The 15656-nt window shown below is 70.4% G+C and carries 16 protein-coding genes; 5 read left to right on the top strand and 11 right to left on the bottom strand.

The window, feature by feature from the left end; translation table 11 throughout:
- Window positions 1–278: 278 nt before the first annotated feature.
- The gene (locus MKL20_RS00560) at window positions 279–1568 is read right to left on the bottom strand and encodes an App1 family protein (protein ID WP_244035059.1); all 1290 of its coding nucleotides are present in this window, start codon (window positions 1566–1568) and stop codon (window positions 279–281) included.
- Between the two features lie 23 nt (window positions 1569–1591).
- Window positions 1592–1990: a DUF3775 domain-containing protein gene (locus MKL20_RS00555; RefSeq protein WP_244035058.1), complete on the bottom strand. Its 399-nt coding sequence runs from the start codon at window positions 1988–1990 to the stop codon at window positions 1592–1594.
- 217 nt (window positions 1991–2207) lie between these two features.
- On the opposite strand from MKL20_RS00555, the gene MKL20_RS00550 reads away from it, so the two are divergent.
- Both MKL20_RS00550 and MKL20_RS00545 read left to right on the top strand, forming a co-directional pair.
- Window positions 2208–3743 carry a hypothetical protein gene (locus MKL20_RS00550; RefSeq protein ID WP_244035057.1) on the top strand — a complete coding sequence of 512 codons (1536 nt, stop codon included), beginning with the start codon at window positions 2208–2210 and terminating at the stop codon, window positions 3741–3743.
- Between the two features lie 60 nt (window positions 3744–3803).
- On the top strand, window positions 3804–5126 hold the full coding sequence (locus MKL20_RS00545) for an HlyC/CorC family transporter (RefSeq protein WP_243963700.1): 1323 nt from the start codon (window positions 3804–3806) through the stop codon (window positions 5124–5126).
- A 286-nt stretch (window positions 5127–5412) separates the two neighbouring features.
- Here the strand turns inward: MKL20_RS00545 and MKL20_RS00540 are convergent, their stop codons facing one another.
- Window positions 5413–6798, bottom strand: a complete 1386-nt coding sequence (locus MKL20_RS00540) for an aminotransferase (RefSeq protein WP_244035056.1) — start codon at window positions 6796–6798, stop codon at window positions 5413–5415.
- A gap of 132 nt (window positions 6799–6930) precedes the next feature.
- Between MKL20_RS00540 and MKL20_RS00535 the strand changes: the two genes are divergently transcribed.
- Together MKL20_RS00535 and MKL20_RS00530 are read left to right on the top strand one after the other, a co-directional pair.
- The gene (locus MKL20_RS00535) at window positions 6931–7467 is read left to right on the top strand and encodes a hypothetical protein (RefSeq protein ID WP_244035055.1); all 537 of its coding nucleotides are present in this window, start codon (window positions 6931–6933) and stop codon (window positions 7465–7467) included.
- A gap of 40 nt (window positions 7468–7507) precedes the next feature.
- Window positions 7508–8002, top strand: coding sequence for a glutathione peroxidase (locus MKL20_RS00530; RefSeq protein ID WP_244035054.1), 495 nt, complete (start codon window positions 7508–7510; stop codon window positions 8000–8002).
- Window positions 8003–8140: 138 nt separating this feature from the next.
- Here the strand turns inward: MKL20_RS00530 and MKL20_RS00525 are convergent, their stop codons facing one another.
- The 4 genes from MKL20_RS00525 to MKL20_RS00510 all read right to left on the bottom strand — a co-directional run bounded on the left by MKL20_RS00525 (window position 8141) and on the right by MKL20_RS00510 (window position 10627).
- On the bottom strand, window positions 8141–8404 hold the full coding sequence (locus tag MKL20_RS00525; protein WP_244035053.1) for a hypothetical protein: 264 nt from the start codon (window positions 8402–8404) through the stop codon (window positions 8141–8143).
- Between the two features lie 173 nt (window positions 8405–8577).
- Entirely contained in the window at window positions 8578–9366 is a 789-nt protein-coding gene (locus tag MKL20_RS00520; RefSeq protein ID WP_244035052.1) for an ATP12 family chaperone protein, read from the bottom strand.
- Window positions 9367–9495: 129 nt separating this feature from the next.
- Complete coding sequence (locus MKL20_RS00515) at window positions 9496–10185, bottom strand: HAD-IA family hydrolase (RefSeq protein WP_244035051.1); 690 nt, start codon at window positions 10183–10185, stop codon at window positions 9496–9498.
- Between the two features lie 31 nt (window positions 10186–10216).
- Complete coding sequence (locus tag MKL20_RS00510; protein ID WP_244035050.1) at window positions 10217–10627, bottom strand: hypothetical protein; 411 nt, start codon at window positions 10625–10627, stop codon at window positions 10217–10219.
- A gap of 169 nt (window positions 10628–10796) precedes the next feature.
- Here MKL20_RS00510 and MKL20_RS00505 point away from each other — a divergent pair, with 169 nt between their 5' ends.
- Window positions 10797–11510: an alpha/beta fold hydrolase gene (locus tag MKL20_RS00505; RefSeq protein WP_244035049.1), complete on the top strand. Its 714-nt coding sequence runs from the start codon at window positions 10797–10799 to the stop codon at window positions 11508–11510.
- Here MKL20_RS00505 and MKL20_RS00500 read toward each other — a convergent pair.
- The 4 genes from MKL20_RS00500 to MKL20_RS00485 form a co-directional block, all read right to left on the bottom strand.
- Window positions 11477–12913, bottom strand: coding sequence for an RluA family pseudouridine synthase (locus MKL20_RS00500; RefSeq protein WP_244035048.1), 1437 nt, complete (start codon window positions 12911–12913; stop codon window positions 11477–11479). The genes MKL20_RS00505 and MKL20_RS00500 overlap by 34 nt on opposite strands.
- Before the next feature lie 146 nt (window positions 12914–13059).
- Window positions 13060–13995: a PLP-dependent cysteine synthase family protein gene (locus MKL20_RS00495; protein WP_244035047.1), complete on the bottom strand. Its 936-nt coding sequence runs from the start codon at window positions 13993–13995 to the stop codon at window positions 13060–13062.
- Window positions 13996–14090: 95 nt separating this feature from the next.
- Window positions 14091–14564 carry an NUDIX hydrolase gene (locus MKL20_RS00490; RefSeq protein WP_244035046.1) on the bottom strand — a complete coding sequence of 158 codons (474 nt, stop codon included), beginning with the start codon at window positions 14562–14564 and terminating at the stop codon, window positions 14091–14093.
- 290 nt (window positions 14565–14854) lie between these two features.
- Window positions 14855–15238 (bottom strand): HigA family addiction module antitoxin, encoded by a 384-nt coding sequence (locus MKL20_RS00485; protein ID WP_244035045.1) that lies wholly within the window; start codon window positions 15236–15238, stop codon window positions 14855–14857.
- Between the last annotated feature and the right edge of the window lie 418 nt (window positions 15239–15656).

Genomic DNA, 15656 nt, shown 5'->3' with positions numbered 1-15656 from the left:
CGGCATCGCGAATTGAACGTGGTTGAAGAGCTGCGAGAGTTGGAGTCGCGTCTGGAAGGTGCGGTGGTTGGTTGCCGGCCGGTTCTAGGGACGGTCCGGGGCGGCAGGCGCACTGGCAACGGTTCTAGCGCGACGAGGTGTGAACCTCACCGTCATGGCGAGCGCAGCGAAGCAAGCCCGGGCAGCGCGCGATCCCCGAACCGTGGCGCATCACTGGGTTGCGTCGCTGCGCTGGCAATGGCGGTGCTTGGGGGACAGCTCGGTCTCCCCCAGAAAAGTCACCCCGCCGCCCGGGGCAGGGCCGCCGGGTGTTCGGGCTCGACCACCACCGTGGCGGGCACGGTTCCGTCTCCGATGAGCGCGTCCGCCACGGCGTCGGGCGCGATCGCGGCCTCGGTGGCGGCCTCGCCGGGCATGGGAGGCTCGGCGGTGATGCGGGCGGTCTCGCGGCGGGGCGGCATGTCGGCGCCGGCATGCTCGTCGGCGACGCGGGCCACGGCCTCGGCGGTGATCAGGCCGATCCCGGCGGCGTGCTCGGCCATGGCGACGCTGTCGGCGGCGAGAACCAGGCTGGAGCCCGAGCGGGCCACGGCCCCAGCGAGCCGGACGATCTCCTCCACGCGGGCGGCGTCGTTGGAGACGTTGCGGATGTAGACGGCGAGCACTCGCCCGGGATGCTCCTCGACGATCTGTGCATAGACCTCGGGGTCGTGCTGGCCGCTGTCGCCGATCAGCACGAAGGGCAGGTCGTGATAGAGGGACAGCATGTTCCGGATCAGCGCCTGCTTGTGGTCGGTGGCCCGGCGCGGCAGGGGATGCGTCCAGGACAGGCCCCATTCCCGCAGGAACAGCACCGGCCCCACCGGGATGCCGTGCCGCTGGAAGAACTCGGACAGCATCTCGTAGAGGCCCCAGGGCGCGCGGGAGACGTAGAGCATCGGGTTGCCCTCGGCCCCGCCGGCCCCCGCATGGAGCGCCCGGTACAGGGCGGCGACGCCCGGGAATGCAACCCGGCTGTCGGCATCCTCGACGAACAGCCGCCACAGCATCTTCAGCTTGTTGGCGACGCCGGTATGCATCACCGTGTCGTCGATATCGCTGATCACGACGCAGCGGCAGCCCTCGGGCGGGATGAACACCGCACCCTCGGCCTGGATCGGCGTCTCGTCCTCCAGGACGAGTTCCACCGGCTGCCAGGCGCCGGGACGTCCGGGCAGCGCGCGCGGATGCAGGTGCAGGCGGAAATAGCCGTCCCGATCGGTCTCGACCCGGGCCGCGTCACCGCCGAACCGGGCGGTGATCGCGGCGCCCGCCACCGTGCGCCGGGCGATCCGGCGGCGCAGGTCGCGCCATTGCGCCCTCAAAGAATCCGGGTCCTCTCCGGGAATGCCCGGCGATTGCCGGAACACCCGGCCGATCAAAAAGATCTCGCGGCGCGAGCCGTAACCGCGATAGGGCTCGACCACGAGCCCGCCGGGGCCCGTCCCGCCATGCCCCTGGGCGCGGCGGACCGGGCGGGTGAGGACCCGCACCGCCTTGTTGACGCCTCGGCGAACCCGGGAAGCCATGCCGCCGAACTCCAGTCGCCGCTTCAGGCCTGGGGCAATTCGGGGGTCAGCCCCATCGCGTCGAGGCCCTCCTCCAGCAGGTCGCCGGCATCCGGTGCGCCCAGCAATTCCTTCACGGCGCCTTCGCCGACGGATTCGCGCTCGCGGGCGAAGCGCACCGCCTCGCCCCATTCCTCCGGCTCCATGTCACCGCGGCCGATATAGAGCAGGGCCAGAAGCTCGGCCCGGGAATCGTCGTCGAGGCCCGCGATGGCACCGCGGACCTCGGATTCCGTGGCGTCGTCGGTTCCCGAGATCAGGACGTCGGTGGAGCCGTCGTCGATCGGGTTCGAGCCCGAATCCGGATCGGTGTTGCCTTCCTTCACCTCGATGGCGCGCAGCCGCAGAACGATGTCGGTGACGGTGTCGACGGCGATATCCATGCGCTGTTCTCCCGAGGCTCGAAGGGCTTGGCGTTTCCGCCCTCAAGCCGCGACAACGGGCGAAGGCGCGCCGAGTTCGCCGCGCCGGACGAGCCGGCCGGGTTTGCGTGGTCCGCGCCACTTCCCGGCCGCAGGACCGTAGGCTAGAGCCTGCCAGACCTTCCGAACAATTGGATCGACAGCGGCGATAGACGTGACATCTTTGAACGCTGCCGGGATGAGGCCTGCCGATATCGTCGATCGCGACGCGAATAGCGCCGACAAGCCCCGGCACCCGACGGCGCGAGCCGCGGCGCTGCTGGTGGCCTCCGCCCTCGCGGCTGCCCTCGTCGCGGGGGCGACGCGTCCGGTCCAGGCCCGGGCCGCGGGCACCGAGGCCAGCGCGCCGAGCTGCTACGTCACCGGCGGCGGCGGCCTGGAGATCTGCCGCGACGGGGCCGAGGCCGAGGGCGTGCTGATCGCGCCGGCGCCCTGCGCGTTCGTGCGCGGCGTCCAGATCCTGCGGCTTCCGCGGGCCGAGGCGCCCGGCCCGCTGCAAATGATTTTTCAGGGCCAGAGCCCGGTGGCGTCGCGCCGCCGGGACGAGCCCTGCCCGGAGCGGCGCGCCACCGACAGCCGCGACGGCGGGTCGCTGCGCACCGGCCGCAGCCCGGAGGCGCTGGCCACGACGCTGCCGCCCTCGGCCGACCGGTTCTGGGTCGATCTCCCGGAGGAGCGCTCAGGCCGGCGCGGCGCGTCGGAGCCGGCTGCCGAGGGCATCGGCCCCCGGGATCCGATCGCGGTCTCGGGCCGCGACTGGGCCGGGGAAGCCTACAGCTACGTGTTTCTGCTCGGGCAGGAGCGGGTCGGCGGCGAGCCGGATGACGACGCCCCGACCCGGCGGCGCGGTCGCCGGGCCGAGCGGGACGAGCCGGCGGCGCAGCCGGCCGACATTAGGCGCCGAGTCCAGATCGCGGCCCGGACCCTCGACTTCCAGACCTTCGAGATCCGCACCCGCAGCCCGGACGGCTACGGGCTCGCCTGGACGCCGTTCACCCCGGGCGGGCGCGGCACGCTGCCCAACCCCGCCCCGGTGGCCGACGAGGCCGGCAAGCCGATCGCCTCGGCCTGCCCGGCCCCGGCCTTCGAGACCCACGGGCTGGCAGGCTCGATCAGCATCGTCGACCGGACCTATCACTACGTCTACACCGACGTCCTGCCCGAGGATTGCGGCCTCGCCCCGGACAAGCGCCGCACCGCCCTCTACCTGCGCACGTCGAAGGACCTGTCGGCCGCAAAAGTCTGGTCGGCGGCGAAAAGACTCGCCGGGCCGCTGCCGCCCGGGAGCGTGGTCCGAGTGGCGCGGGCCAAGGGGATGCAGCGCTGGGCGATCTCCTACACCTGCCAGCGGCCGGCCAACGCCCCGGGCGGCCCGGTGGCCGATATCTGCCTGCAATACACCCCCGACCTGAACCTCGACGGGATCGGCGCGCTGACCCTCTACGCCGACCCGGTGGAGGCCGGCCGCTCGTCGACCTATCTCGGGCTGCGCTCAGGGGGCGACGGCAGCGGCCGCTTCGACCGGAGCGCGCATTTCTGGATGACCGACGCGCAGGGCAACCTCGACACCCCGGCGGTCTATCCGGGCAAGGCCGGATTCCTGACCTGGCTCGACCGGCTCGCCCCCACGGCCTCCGGACGCGACGGGTCGAGCCTCTACGGGCGGCCGGTCTACTGGGCGACGTGGACGGTGCGTCGGATCGGCGCGCAATAACCCGCGCAAGACGTTATATGGGCGGCTTTCCCGCTGCCCGAGTCGTGCCTCTTGGAAACGATGGACACCCATATCGACCTGTGGTTCGCCGCGAGCATCGTGGTGATCTCACTGCTGCTCTCGGCCTTCTTCGCGGGGGCCGAGACCGCCTTCACCGCCGCCTCCCGGGCGCGGATGCACGCCCTGGAACAGGCGGGCGACCCGCGGGCGGCGATCGTCAACCGGATCCTGGCGATTCGCGAGCGCTTCATCGGCGCGATGCTGATCGGCTACAACATCGTGGCGATCGGCGCCTCGGCCTTCACCACCAGCGTGCTCACCGCCCTGTTCGGCAAGAACGGCGTTATCTACGCGACCGTCGGCATGTCGGTGCTGGTCATCGTCTTCGCCGAGGTGCTGCCGAAGACGCTGGCCATCTCCAAGCCCGACAAGGCGGCTCTGCTGATGGCCCGGCCGGTGGCCTTCGCGGTCGCCATCATGGGCCCGGCGGCGATCTCCATCGAGCACTTGGTGCGGCTGATGCTGAAGCCGTTCGGCATCACCATCGGCGAGCACCAGTCGATCCTCACCGCCTCCGAGGAACTGCGCGGGCAGGTGGCGCTGATGCACCGGGAGGGCGGCGTCGCCAAGGCCGAGCGCGACATGCTCGGTGGCCTGCTCGACCTGTCGAACCTGTCGGTCTCGGACGTGATGGTCCACCGCACCAAGATGCGGGCGATCGACGCCGACCAGCCGTCCGAGGACATCGTCCGGGAAGTGCTGGCCTCGCCCTACACGCGCATGCCCCTGTGGCGCGGGACCCCTGAGAACATCGTCGGCGTGCTCCACGCCAAGGATCTGCTGCGCGCCCTCGATGCCGCGGGCGGCGACGCCTCGGGGCTGAAGGTCGAGGCCCTGGCGCTGGAGACCTGGTTCGTGCCGGGGACGACCTCGCTGCGCGCCCAGCTCAAGGCCTTCCTCACCAAGAAGACCCACTTCGCCCTGGTGGTCGACGAGTACGGCGAGGTGATGGGGCTCGTGACCCTGGAGGACATCCTGGAGGAGATCGTCGGCGAGATCGCCGACGAGCATGACGTGACGGTCTCCGGCGTGCGCCCGCAGGGCGACGGCTCGGTCAACGTCGACGGCGGCGTCCCGATCCGCGACCTCAACCGCGCCATGGACTGGAACCTGCCCGACGACGAGGCCACCACCATCGCGGGCCTGGTCATCCACGAGGCCCGGACGATTCCTGACCAGGGCACCGCCTTCAACTTCCACGGCTTCCGCTTCCAGGTGATCCGGAAGGCCAAGAACCGGATCACGACCTTACGGATCACACCGCTGACCACGACCGGCATCCAGACCACCGCGCAGGCGGAGGCGCAGCGCGACCCGGTGTGAGGTGCCGTTGGGGGCGTTCGATGAAGACAATTCCGTCAACAGCTTGGGAATTGCACGCACGCCCAAGCTTTCGCTCTGTCATCCCGGGGCCGCGAAGCGGAGCCCGGGATGCATAACCGCCATCCGTTCAAGATCTTACACCGTCGGCGGCTCTGGATCCCGGGCTCGCCTGCGGCGCCCCGGGATGACGCGGAGGGTGACAGAGTCGCCGCTGCAAGGATCCGGGCGTCGCACGACAAGCGGGACAGGGCGCGTCAAACACCTCGAAAGGGCTCGGTTCAAACCCTTAGCCCACCGCCTCCAACCCCTCGGCGCGGATCCAGTCGCGGGTGCGGTCCAGCGCCCGGCCGAGGCGGTCGAACAGCGCGTCGATCTCGTCGGGGCTGATGATCAGCGGTGGGCAGACGGCGACGCGGTCGCCGGCCAGCGACCGCACGATCAGGCCTTCTCCTTGCGCGAAGGCGACGCAGCGGGCGGCCACGCCGGCCTTCGGGTCGTACTGGCGCTTGCTGGCCTTGTCGGCGACGATCTCCAGGCCGCCGATCAGCCCGATGCCCCCGGCCTCGCCGACGATGTCGTGGTCGGCGAGCGCCGCGAGCCGGCGCTGGAAATGCGGCGCCTTCTCGGCCGCGCCCTCGATCACCCGGTCGCGCCGGTAGATCTCGATCGTCTTCAGCGCCACCGCGGCCGCCACCGGGTGCCCGGAATAGGTGGTGCCGTGCCCGAACGTGCCGAGCTTCTCGCTCTGGCCGATCATCGCCTGGTAGAGCGGCTCGTCGATGCTGACGCCGCCGAGCGGCATGTAGGCCGAGGTCAGGGCCTTGGCGAAGGAGATCGAATCCGGCCGGATCCCCAGGGCCTCGCTGCCGAACCAGGTGCCAAGCCGGCCGAAGCCGCAGATCACCTCATCGGCGATCAGCCGGACCTGGTATTTCGCCAGAACCGCCTGGATCGCGGCGAAGTAGCCCCGCGGCGGCACGATCGCCCCGCCGGCGCCCATCACCGGCTCGGCGATGAAGGCGGCCACCGTCTCCGGCCCCTCGCGCAGGATCGTCTCCTCCAGCTCGGCGGCGAGGCGGGCCGAATAGGCCTCCTCGGTCTCGCCGGGCTCAGCGCCGCGATAGAAATGCGGGCAGGCAACATGCAGAAAGCCCGGCAGCGGCAGGTCCCAATCGGCATGGTTCGCCGTCAGCCCGGTCATCGAGGCGCTGGCCACCGTGACGCCGTGATAGCCCTTCTGCCGCGCGATGATTTTCTTCTTGTTCGGCCGGCCCAGCGCGTTGTTGTAGTACCAGGTCAGCTTGACCTGGGTATCGTTCGCCTCGGACCCGGACGACGTGAAGAAGATCTTCGAGGTCGGGACCGGCATCAGCTCCTTCAGGGTCTCGGCCAGCTCGATCCCGGGATCGTGACTGCGGCCGGAGAACAGGTGGCTGAAGGGCAGCCGGCCCATCTGGACCCGGGCGGCCTCGACCAGCTCCGCGTTCGAGTAGCCGAGCGCCGTGCACCACAGGCCCGACATGCCCTCGATGTAGGATCGGCCCTCCGTGTCGTAGACATGGACGCCCTCGCCGCGCTCCAGCACCAGCGGGCCGGTGTGCCGGTGGGTCGAGAGGTTGGTGTAGGGGTGGAGCAGGGTTTCGACGTCGCGGGTCGCGAGATTCGAGAGCATCGTTCGCACCGTCCTCATCCCAGGGAAGCCGCCACACTACCGACCCGATGCCCGTGCAGGTAGCCCGGCGGCTCCGCGCCCGGCCGTTGCCGGATGCATGCCACCGTGTTTGACCCGCGCGACGCACGATCCATGCTGAATCCCGAAACCTTCGTGGCGCAACCGGCCCCCGGGCGCGCCTGCGGCGCCTGCACCCTGTGCTGCAAGGTCTACGACGTGCCGGCGGTGGAGAGCGTCGCGGGCCAGTGGTGCCGCCACACCAAGGCCGGCCAGGGCTGCGCGATCCACGCGACGCGCCCCGACCATTGCCGGGCGTTCCACTGCCTCTGGATGACCGAGAGCTGGCTCGGCCCGGAATGGAAGCCCGACCGCGCCAAGATGGTGCTCACGCTGGACCCGCTCTCCCGCAACATGAACGTGCAGGTCGATCCCGGCCAGGCGAATGCCTGGCGCCGGGAGCCCTATTACGGTCAGCTCAAGCGCTGGGCGGCGGCGTCGGTGCCGCTGCGCCGCCACGTGCTGGTGCACGTCAACAAGACCACCACGGTGGTCCTGCCCGACCGGGACGTCAGCCTCGGGGTGGTCGGTCCGGACGAGCGGATCGTCTCCCACGACCGGATGACCCCGCAGGGCCCGAGTTTCGACGTGCAGAAGGTCAAGGCTGCGTAGGCCTCTTGCGGCCCCCGCTGGTTTGCCCGACTGATCGGGCATGACGACGATCCACGATTTCACGGTTCCCGCGGCGGATGGGAGCCCGTATCCCCTCGCGCAGCATCGCGGCGCGGTGCTGCTCATCGTCAACACGGCCTCGCGCTGCGGCTTCACCCCGCAATATGCCGGGCTGGAGGCGCTGTGGCGGGCGCATCGGGCCGAGGGCCTGACCGTCCTGGGCTTCCCCTGCAACCAGTTCGGCGCCCAGGAGCCCGGGGACGCCGCCGAGATCGCGAGCTTCTGCTCCCTGACCTACGACGTCAGCTTCCCGGTGCTCGGCAAGGTGGCGGTGAACGGCCCGGAGGCCGAACCTTTGTTCGACCACCTGAAGCAGGCCCGCTCAGGCCTGCTCGGCACCAAGGCGATCAAGTGGAATTTTACGAAGTTCCTGGTCGGCCGGAACGGCCAGGTGATCGCCCGGTTCGCACCATCGGCGAAGCCCGCCTCGCTGGAAGGGAAGGTGCGGGACGCGCTGGCCCAGCCGGCAGGGTAAGCGGTCGGCGCGAGGGACGCCACCGTCATTGCGAGCGCAGCGAAGCAACCCAGTGATGCGCCACCTTCGGGGATCGCGCGCTGCCCTGGGTTGCTTCGCTCCGCTCGCAATGACGGCCGTGAAAGGTCGGACCGCGCCTCAAACCGGATCGAGATCGATCTCCGCGAGCCGGCGCGTCTCCGCCGCTATCCGCAGCAGGCTCCGCAGCGGCGCGATCCGCGACGGGCGCATCGCGTCGCGCAGGATCCCCACCAGGAACCGGGCCTCGGCGATCTTGCGCAGGGTCGGATCCGCGGCGCCGGCGATCAGCGCCTGCCGTTCCAGCCGCGACAGGGCCGCGAACAGCGCCTGACGGGCTTCCGAATCGTCGGACGCGTGCTTGCTGGCGAGGAGCGCGGCCAATTCATCTTCGAAACGATTGCGATGACAAGGATCGGCGCGCATTGGTGATCCGATGACTGATTTCTTCGGACCCTAGGTCAATCCTCGCGGGATGTCAGCCGGCTCAGCTACAGCGCCACAGCGAGTCTTGGAATGTTGCGCACGCGCATCTGCGCAATCCACCCACGGGCGGCTCAGACGCTGGCGATCAGCTCGGCCGCGACCTCGAATTCCACCCGGCGGATCGCCAGCCGTGCCTCGGCGTCGGCATCCCGGCCCCAGACGGCTGCCTGGTAGGTCTCGTCGACATGGGCCGCGTCCCAGGCCTCGGCGGGGGTGAGGCGACCGCGCAGCACTGCGAGCGCGATCAGCAGCGAGCCGGTCAGCGTCGTCAGCGTGTGCAGGCCGGCCAGCCGGAACGGGCTCTCCACCGCGGCCACCGCCTCGGACAGCACCCGGACGGTGTCGGGCGGCTGCGCGACATGCATCACGCCCTCGCTGAGGATCACCCGGGCGCCGAAAGTCTCCCGGGCCCAGTCGAGGATCGGGTCCCAGGCGGCGGCCTGGGCCGAGACCAGCCGCTCCGGATCTCCGGCCCGATAGGCGACGAGGTCCGTGCCCGCATAGGCGCAGAGATCCTCGACCACCGCCGCGTGCCGGGGGGCGACGCCGTCGATGGTGGTATTGGCCAGCCGGGTCAGCGGCATCCTGGCGGGGTCGATCACCGTCTCCTGGGCCGCCCATTCGGCCGCGATCTTCTCCGCCAAGGCCCGGGTCGGCAGGCTCAGCGGGTTGCGGGCCGGGGTGTTGGCCGGACGGCCGTCCAGGGTCAGCCGGAACCCGTCCGCCGCCTCGGAAAAGCCGGACTCCTTGTAGAACCGCCGCGGCAGGGCGGGCTTGGCGTGGCCCCGCGCCGCCTGCACGGGATCGGGTCGTTCCGCGCCGCCCGGTTCGCCGAGCCAGTCGTTCGTCAGATCGCTCATGGATGCGAGATAGGGGTTTTGGGGTTCGTCGGCGAGCCTCGTTGGACGTCGCGCCGTCATTGCGAGCGGAGCGAAGCAACCCAGAGCGGCGCGCGTTCTCCGATCAATGCGATTCCCTGGGTCGCTTCGCTACGCTCGCGATGACGGCCAAGTGGGCGAGCTCGGAGGCTCCCCCCCGGAAAACAACCCCTCCAGCGCCCCCGCGCTCGACACCACCGTGACCGCCCCCGCCCCGTAGAGGGCACCGGCCGGGTGATAGCCCCAGCCGACCCCCACGGCGACGGCCCCGGCCGAGACGCCCATGCCGATGTCGAAGGTCGTGTCGCCGACCATGATGGTGGCCTCGGGGCCGCAGCCGGCCTCCGCCATCGCCTGGCGCAGCATGGTCGGATCGGGCTTCGACGGGGCGTCGTCCGCGCTCTGGGTGGTGGCGAACCAGTCGGCCCAGCCGTGATGCTCGATCAGGCGGTCGACGCCGCGCCGGGACTTGCCGGTGGCGAGGCCGATCAGCACGTCCTCGCGGGCATGCAGCCGGGCCAGCAGGTCGCCCATCCCGGGAAACAGCGGTTCCTCGTAGGCCGGATCGATCCGCAGGCGGTTATAGGCCTGCTTGTAGCTCTCGGAGAGCTCCGCGATCGGCCCGTCCTCGCCGACGAGGCGCCGGAACGCCTGCGGCAGCGACAGCCCGACCACCGAGAGCGCCTCGCGCCGGCCCGGGGCCGGCAGGCCGTTCTCCGCGAAGGCGAGCCCCTGCGCGGCGACGATCAGGTGCTGGCTGTCGACCAGGGTGCCGTCGACGTCGAAGACGATGAGCTTCATCGCCCGGGCGCGCCCGGCACGGGGCGGTCGGTCACGGCTTGCGGCCCGGCTGCACCGGCTGGGCGGCACCCGGCTGCGCTGCTTGGCCGTGCGTGCGCTCGTAGCCGAGCCGGCAGCGGATCAGGAACCGCCGCCGCCGGCCGCCGCGCAGGCCGCGCTGGTGGGAGGCGCGGTTGCAGGCCGCGTAGGACCGCCGCCGGCGCTCGGCCCGGCCGCTCGACGCCGGACGCGGGGCAGCCTGCGGCTGGGCCGCGGATGGGGCCGGGGTCGCGGCCGGCTGCGGCGCATCGGCCGCCGGGACGGGCTGAGCCGGCTTCGGCGCGTTGGCCGGCGGAGCGGTATTCGCCGGCGCGGCCGGCTTGGCAGCCTCGCCCGGCGCGGCCTGGGCGGGCGGCCCGACCAGGCAGAGGGCGGCGAGGCAGGCCAGCGTCGCGAGCTTCATGCGTCAGGGTCTCGAACCGCGGGAAATCGGCCCCGCGGCGGAACGGCGGGTCGCGGATCAGCATATGAGGCGAGGCGGCCGATTGCCAAGGCGTGCCGGGCGCGACACCTCCGGATCGCGGGTCGCGCGTCACCGGATTTCTCCGGCGGCCGACCCGCAAGAGCGCGCCATGACCCTCGTCCTGCTCCCCGGCTTCATGACCGATCCCGACCTCTGGGCGGACATGCTCCCGCGCCTCGCGCCCCTCGGCCCGGTGCTGCACGGCGACCTCACCCGGGACGCCGGCATCGACGCCATGGCGAACCGGGTCGCCGGGGAGGCGCCGGAGCGATTCGCCCTGATCGGCTTCTCGATGGGCGGCTACGTGGCGCGCGAGATTGCCCGCCTGGCGCCGGAGCGGGTCCGGGCGCTCGTGCTGATCGCCACCTCGGCCCGGGCCGACACGCCGGCCCAGGCGCGCCGGAAGGCGGCGGCGGTGGCGAATGTCCGCAGCCAGGGGTTTTCCGGGCTCAGCCGGGCCGCGATTGTTGGATCAGTCCATCCGGACCGGGCCGGCGACGCGGCGCTGATCACCCGCATCCGCGAGATGGGCGACCGCCTCGGCGGGGAGGTGTTCCTGCGCCAGGCCGGGCAGCCGCGCGAAAGCGACGTGGATCGGCTCGGCGCCATCGCCTGCCCGACCCTGGTCGTTGCCGCCGCCCAGGACAGCCTGCGCAGCCTCGACGAGGCGCGGGAGCTGCAGGCCGGCATCCCCGGCGCCACCCTGACGGTGATCGCCGGCTCCGGCCACATGCTGCCCATGGAAGCCCCCGACGCCCTGGCGGAGGCCATCGTGCCGTTTCTGCGGGCTCAGCTCTCCGGCGCCTCGACGATCGGGTCGTAGCGGGAAGCGTCGAAGCCCAGAAGATTCCAGCTCTGGGCCATGTGCGGCGGCAGCGGCGCGCTGACATCCACGGGCCGGCCGGTGCGCGGATGCGGGATCACGATCCGGCGGGCGAGCAGGTGCAGCCGGTTCTGGATGCCGCCGGGCAGCTCCCAGTTCTCCACGGAAAAGTATTTCGGGTCGCCGACGATCGGGTGGCCGATATGGGCCGCGTGGGCGCGCAGCTGGTGGGTCCGCCCGGTCACCGGCTTGAACGACAGCCAGGACAGTTTCTGGGCGGCCTGATCGACCATGGCGTAATAGGTGAGCGCGTGGCTCGCGCCCTCGTCGCCGTGCTTGGCGACCCGCATGCGCGCATCGGCATCGGTCGGCTCGTCCTTGGCGAGGTAGGTCGAGACCCGACCCTGGCGCACCCGCGGCACGCCCGCCGTGAGCGCCCAGTAGATTTTTCGCGCGGCTCGCGAGCGGAAGCTTTTAGCGAGGGTGGCGGCGGCCAGCCGGGTCTTGGCGATGATCAGGCAGCCGGCCGTGTCCTTGTCGAGCCGGTGGACGAGGCGCGGCTTCTGGCCGTCCGGCCCGGTCAGCGCGGCGAGCAGCCCATCGACGTGGCGGACCGTGCCCGACCCGCCCTGGACCGCGAGGCCGAAGGGCTTGTTGAGCACCATCATGTCCGCATCCTCGTAGAGGATCAGCGAGCGGATGAACTCGGCATCGTCCTGCTCGCGGGCGGCGCTGCGGGGGCGCTCGGTCGGCTGGTCGAGGCGCAGCGGCGGCACGCGCACGCTCATGCCCGGCTCCAGCCGATCGTTGGGCTTGGCGCGCTTACCATCGACCCGCAGCTCGCCCTTGCGGACGATGCTCTGGACCCGGGTGAAGGGCAGGAGCGGGAAGCGGGCGGTCAAGAATCGGTCGATGCGCATGCCGGCCTCGTCCGGTTCGACCGTCAGGGTCTGCACCCCGGAGGCGAGGGTCGCGGAGGCGGCGGCGCGCTGCTCACGCCGGGTCGGACCGGCCGGCGGGGCCGGCGGTTCCGGCCGGGTCTCGGCGGGCCTGGCCTGCGCCTTCGCGGCCGGCCTGGCGCTTGGCCGAGACGGCGCCTTGCGCGGGGGCGGGGCCTCGTCGCGCGCGACCGGGGCAGGCCGCGGCTTCGGCTTCGCGGCGGCTGCGGCGGCCGCCGCGACAGCATGGGGCGTGCCCTGCGCGGTCCAGGGATCGCGCGTGCCGGCATCGTCGCCGCGGTTGCGGGCGGCGCGCTCGGCGGCATCGCGGGCGCTGGTGCGCGGGCCGGTGCGGGCGCGCCCGTCAGACTGGAACTTGCCAGGCGAGAACTTGCCAGGCGAGAACTTGCCGGCTCCGGGCTTGCGCCCGTTCGGGCCGCCGCGTGGGGGTGGTCGTGTCGTCATGATTCCGCCAGCACCCGTCTCCGCTTCGGACGGAACGTCCGGGCGCATCGGCCGCGGCGTCGCGGAGGACCCGAACCGATGGGGTCGCTGGGCTCTAGCATCGCGGGGGCAAAGCGGCAAAGGCGGAGCGCCCGAGCCCACAACCCTCAGTACTTGAGACCGGTGTCGCACAGCACCGTGACGGCGACCGCGTCGGCCGGCAGGCGGCCTGAGGCGAGCAGAGCCACGGCGGCGCAGACATTGGCGGCGGCCGAGTAGCCGACATGCAGGCCCTCCCGCGTCGCCAGGAGCCGGCGCCATCGCGCGGCCTCATCGTCCGACACCGAGAGGGCGAGATCCATGAGCGCGGCATCCCAATGCGGCGGCACGCTGCCGTAGCCCGTCCCCTGCAGGACGTGGCGCGGCTTGGCGACGGGCTCGCCCGCCAGCGGCCGGCAGCCGGCCGGTTCCACCGCCGCGCAGACGACATGCGGATTGCGCGCGCGCAGCGCCGCCGCGACCCCGAGGAAGGTCGCCCCCGTCCCCACGGACGCGACCCACGCATCGACCTGTCCCCCCGTTTGCGCCCAGATCTCCGGGCCGGTCGTATCCCGGTGGATCCCGACGCCCTCCGGGGCGTGGAATTGATCGACGTAGAAGCCGCCGCGTTCCCGGGCGAGTCGCCCCGCGTCTTCGGCGGCGGCCGCGACATCAGCCCCGGTCACCTGCCCGGGCAGGCCATCGACCTGCGGCACCAGCACGACCTCCGCCCCGAGGGCTTCGAGCATCCGCGCCCGCTGCGGGCTGTTCCCCGCCGACAGGGTCACGACCAGCGGGTGCCCGAGCGCCGCGCAGGCCACGGCGAGGCCGGCCCCCATATTGCCGCTGGTCATCTCGACCACGGGCGCCCCCGGGGCCAGGCGACCATCCGCCCGGGCGGCGAGCAGGATGGCCCGGGCCGCCCTGTCCTTCACGCTCCCGCCGGGCTGCATGAACTCGGCCTTCGCCAGGATGCGGCCCGGTCCAGGATGGGCACGGTCGAGGGCGATCAGGGGCGTGCCGCCGATCAGATCGAGGGCCGAGGCGGTGATGGCAGGTGGCACGGAGGCGGACCCGACGAGGTTGATCCCACCGGGAAGCTTAGCAGCGGCGTCTTGCAGGTGACAGGGACCGGAAGAGGCTGCACGTCGCTGCGGTCCTACGCGTCCGAGTACGGCCGTCCCTCGGCCAGAAGCCGCGCCTTCAGCCCGACCGGATAAAGCTCAGGTCCACCATCGCGATCCAGTTCCTCCAGATCGTACCAGCGCGCGACGCAAGCCGTGCCACAATCCTCGTGAAAGACGATGGACTCCTGCGTATCGAGCGGGCCGGGCGGCAGGGCGACCGGGAATAGGAACAGCACCTCGTGCCCCGGGCTGCCCTCGTGCGTATAAAGATTCTCCATCACGAGCGGGGCACCGAGAACCTGCACGGTGAGGCCGAGTTCCTCTCGGTATTCCCGCACCAGCGCCGCGTCCGCCCGCTCGCCGAATGCGACGCTGCCCCCGAGCGGCCGCACGCCCTTCAGGCGCCCGTCATCGGCATAGACCTCGGCGACCAGCAGCCGGCGCCCCCGCCAGGGCAGGCCCAAGGCCTTCACGCGGATCTCCGAAGGGGGGCGCCAGACCGTCATGAAGGTGTCCTATCGGGCCGTCAGAGAATGACAAATGCCCGGGACGCACGATTCCAGAGGAGCCGAATGCGCGTTTCCTGAAGCGCCAAGCGCAGGACCAAGCCCTTACCAGCCGGCAGCTATCGTCACGGCTCCGGCACCCAATCGTCAAACCATATTCTTCGGTTCAGGCCGATCGTTTACTGTCTTTCCAAAGGTTCAGGATGGGTGGAAGGATACGGCCTTCCACCAGCCCGTCCATCGGCCCGGTATCCCGGATGCCGGGCCGCAGGATCGAGGCAGGCCAAACCTCACCCGATCGCGCGCTGACGGCCTAGCGCAGCGGTCTGAGGTCTGCCCCTGGCAACCTGAGGCCCGGTCTTTGCCATCTGTGCTTTGGCCCGGGCAATCAACTCGTTCTGTATGGTCCTCTCACGCTTGCGCACCCGAGCGATGTCGAAGCGGTTCTGCATCTCCATCATCATTTCCATATTGAATCCGAACGCCTTCTCGATCCGAAAGGCCATTTCGGCATCCAGCCCGATCTTTTCGTTGAGGAAATCGGACAGCGATTGACGCGTGATGCCAAGTACGCTGGCCATTCCCATGACCGTCAGATTGCGGGGCTCGAAGACTTTGCGGCGCAGAAACCCGCCGGGATGGCAGGGATTTTCCAATCTATAGACTTCGCTCATCACGTCCCCCTCTGTCGATAGTTGAGAATGTCTTAAGCCCGACCCGTCAACTTGGCTTTAGATCCCACATGATTGCCCAAACCCGCCCGACACGCACAGACAAAAATCACAGCCACTCAAACTCTCGGTCTTTTGATAGGCTTGACCAGCAATCGTTTATCTAGAATTGTAAGGGTTGGATATTTTTACAAAACTTCAATCCGCCCCACACGCATCGCCATCTTATCAGTCAATCGACGTCATACTACGCACAACCCTCTCAATTAGAAAATATACCAGCAATCCGCGATACGAAATCCTTTTTAGAGTGGAATGAAATTGGTCAAATCGCTCGGCTCATAAATTTTGTTATTTTTCAATTTCGATCTCGAACAAGTCCCCCGAATTAAGGAACGATGCTGATGATTTGAAGCGGGAG

It is taken from the genome of Methylobacterium sp. E-066 (assembly GCF_022829635.1).
Classification (GTDB): Bacteria; Pseudomonadota; Alphaproteobacteria; order Rhizobiales; family Beijerinckiaceae; genus Methylobacterium.
The sequence above is the reverse complement of the archived record's forward strand: the minus strand, read 5'-3'. Positions and strand labels throughout refer to the sequence as shown.

Excerpts from the sequence above, each read along its gene's own strand:
- MKL20_RS00540 (WP_244035056.1), bottom strand. The coding sequence starts at position 6,798 with ATGCTCTCGAATCTCGCGACCCGCGACGTCGAAACCCTGCTCCACCCC.
- MKL20_RS00510 (WP_244035050.1), bottom strand. The coding sequence starts at position 10,627 with ATGAAGCTCGCGACGCTGGCCTGCCTCGCCGCCCTCTGCCTGGTCGGG.
- MKL20_RS00500 (WP_244035048.1), bottom strand. The coding sequence starts at position 12,913 with ATGACGACACGACCACCCCCACGCGGCGGCCCGAACGGGCGCAAGCCC.
- MKL20_RS00560 (WP_244035059.1), bottom strand. The coding sequence starts at position 1,568 with ATGGCTTCCCGGGTTCGCCGAGGCGTCAACAAGGCGGTGCGGGTCCTC.
- MKL20_RS00505 (WP_244035049.1), top strand. The coding sequence starts at position 10,797 with ATGACCCTCGTCCTGCTCCCCGGCTTCATGACCGATCCCGACCTCTGG.
- MKL20_RS00490 (WP_244035046.1), bottom strand. The coding sequence starts at position 14,564 with ATGACGGTCTGGCGCCCCCCTTCGGAGATCCGCGTGAAGGCCTTGGGC.
- MKL20_RS00515 (WP_244035051.1), bottom strand. The coding sequence starts at position 10,185 with ATGAAGCTCATCGTCTTCGACGTCGACGGCACCCTGGTCGACAGCCAG.
- MKL20_RS00530 (WP_244035054.1), top strand. The coding sequence starts at position 7,508 with ATGACGACGATCCACGATTTCACGGTTCCCGCGGCGGATGGGAGCCCG.
- MKL20_RS00485 (WP_244035045.1), bottom strand. The coding sequence starts at position 15,238 with ATGAGCGAAGTCTATAGATTGGAAAATCCCTGCCATCCCGGCGGGTTT.
- MKL20_RS00520 (WP_244035052.1), bottom strand. The coding sequence starts at position 9,366 with ATGAGCGATCTGACGAACGACTGGCTCGGCGAACCGGGCGGCGCGGAA.
- MKL20_RS00535 (WP_244035055.1), top strand. The coding sequence starts at position 6,931 with ATGCTGAATCCCGAAACCTTCGTGGCGCAACCGGCCCCCGGGCGCGCC.
- MKL20_RS00555 (WP_244035058.1), bottom strand. The coding sequence starts at position 1,990 with ATGGATATCGCCGTCGACACCGTCACCGACATCGTTCTGCGGCTGCGC.
- MKL20_RS00545 (WP_243963700.1), top strand. The coding sequence starts at position 3,804 with ATGGACACCCATATCGACCTGTGGTTCGCCGCGAGCATCGTGGTGATC.
- MKL20_RS00550 (WP_244035057.1), top strand. The coding sequence starts at position 2,208 with ATGAGGCCTGCCGATATCGTCGATCGCGACGCGAATAGCGCCGACAAG.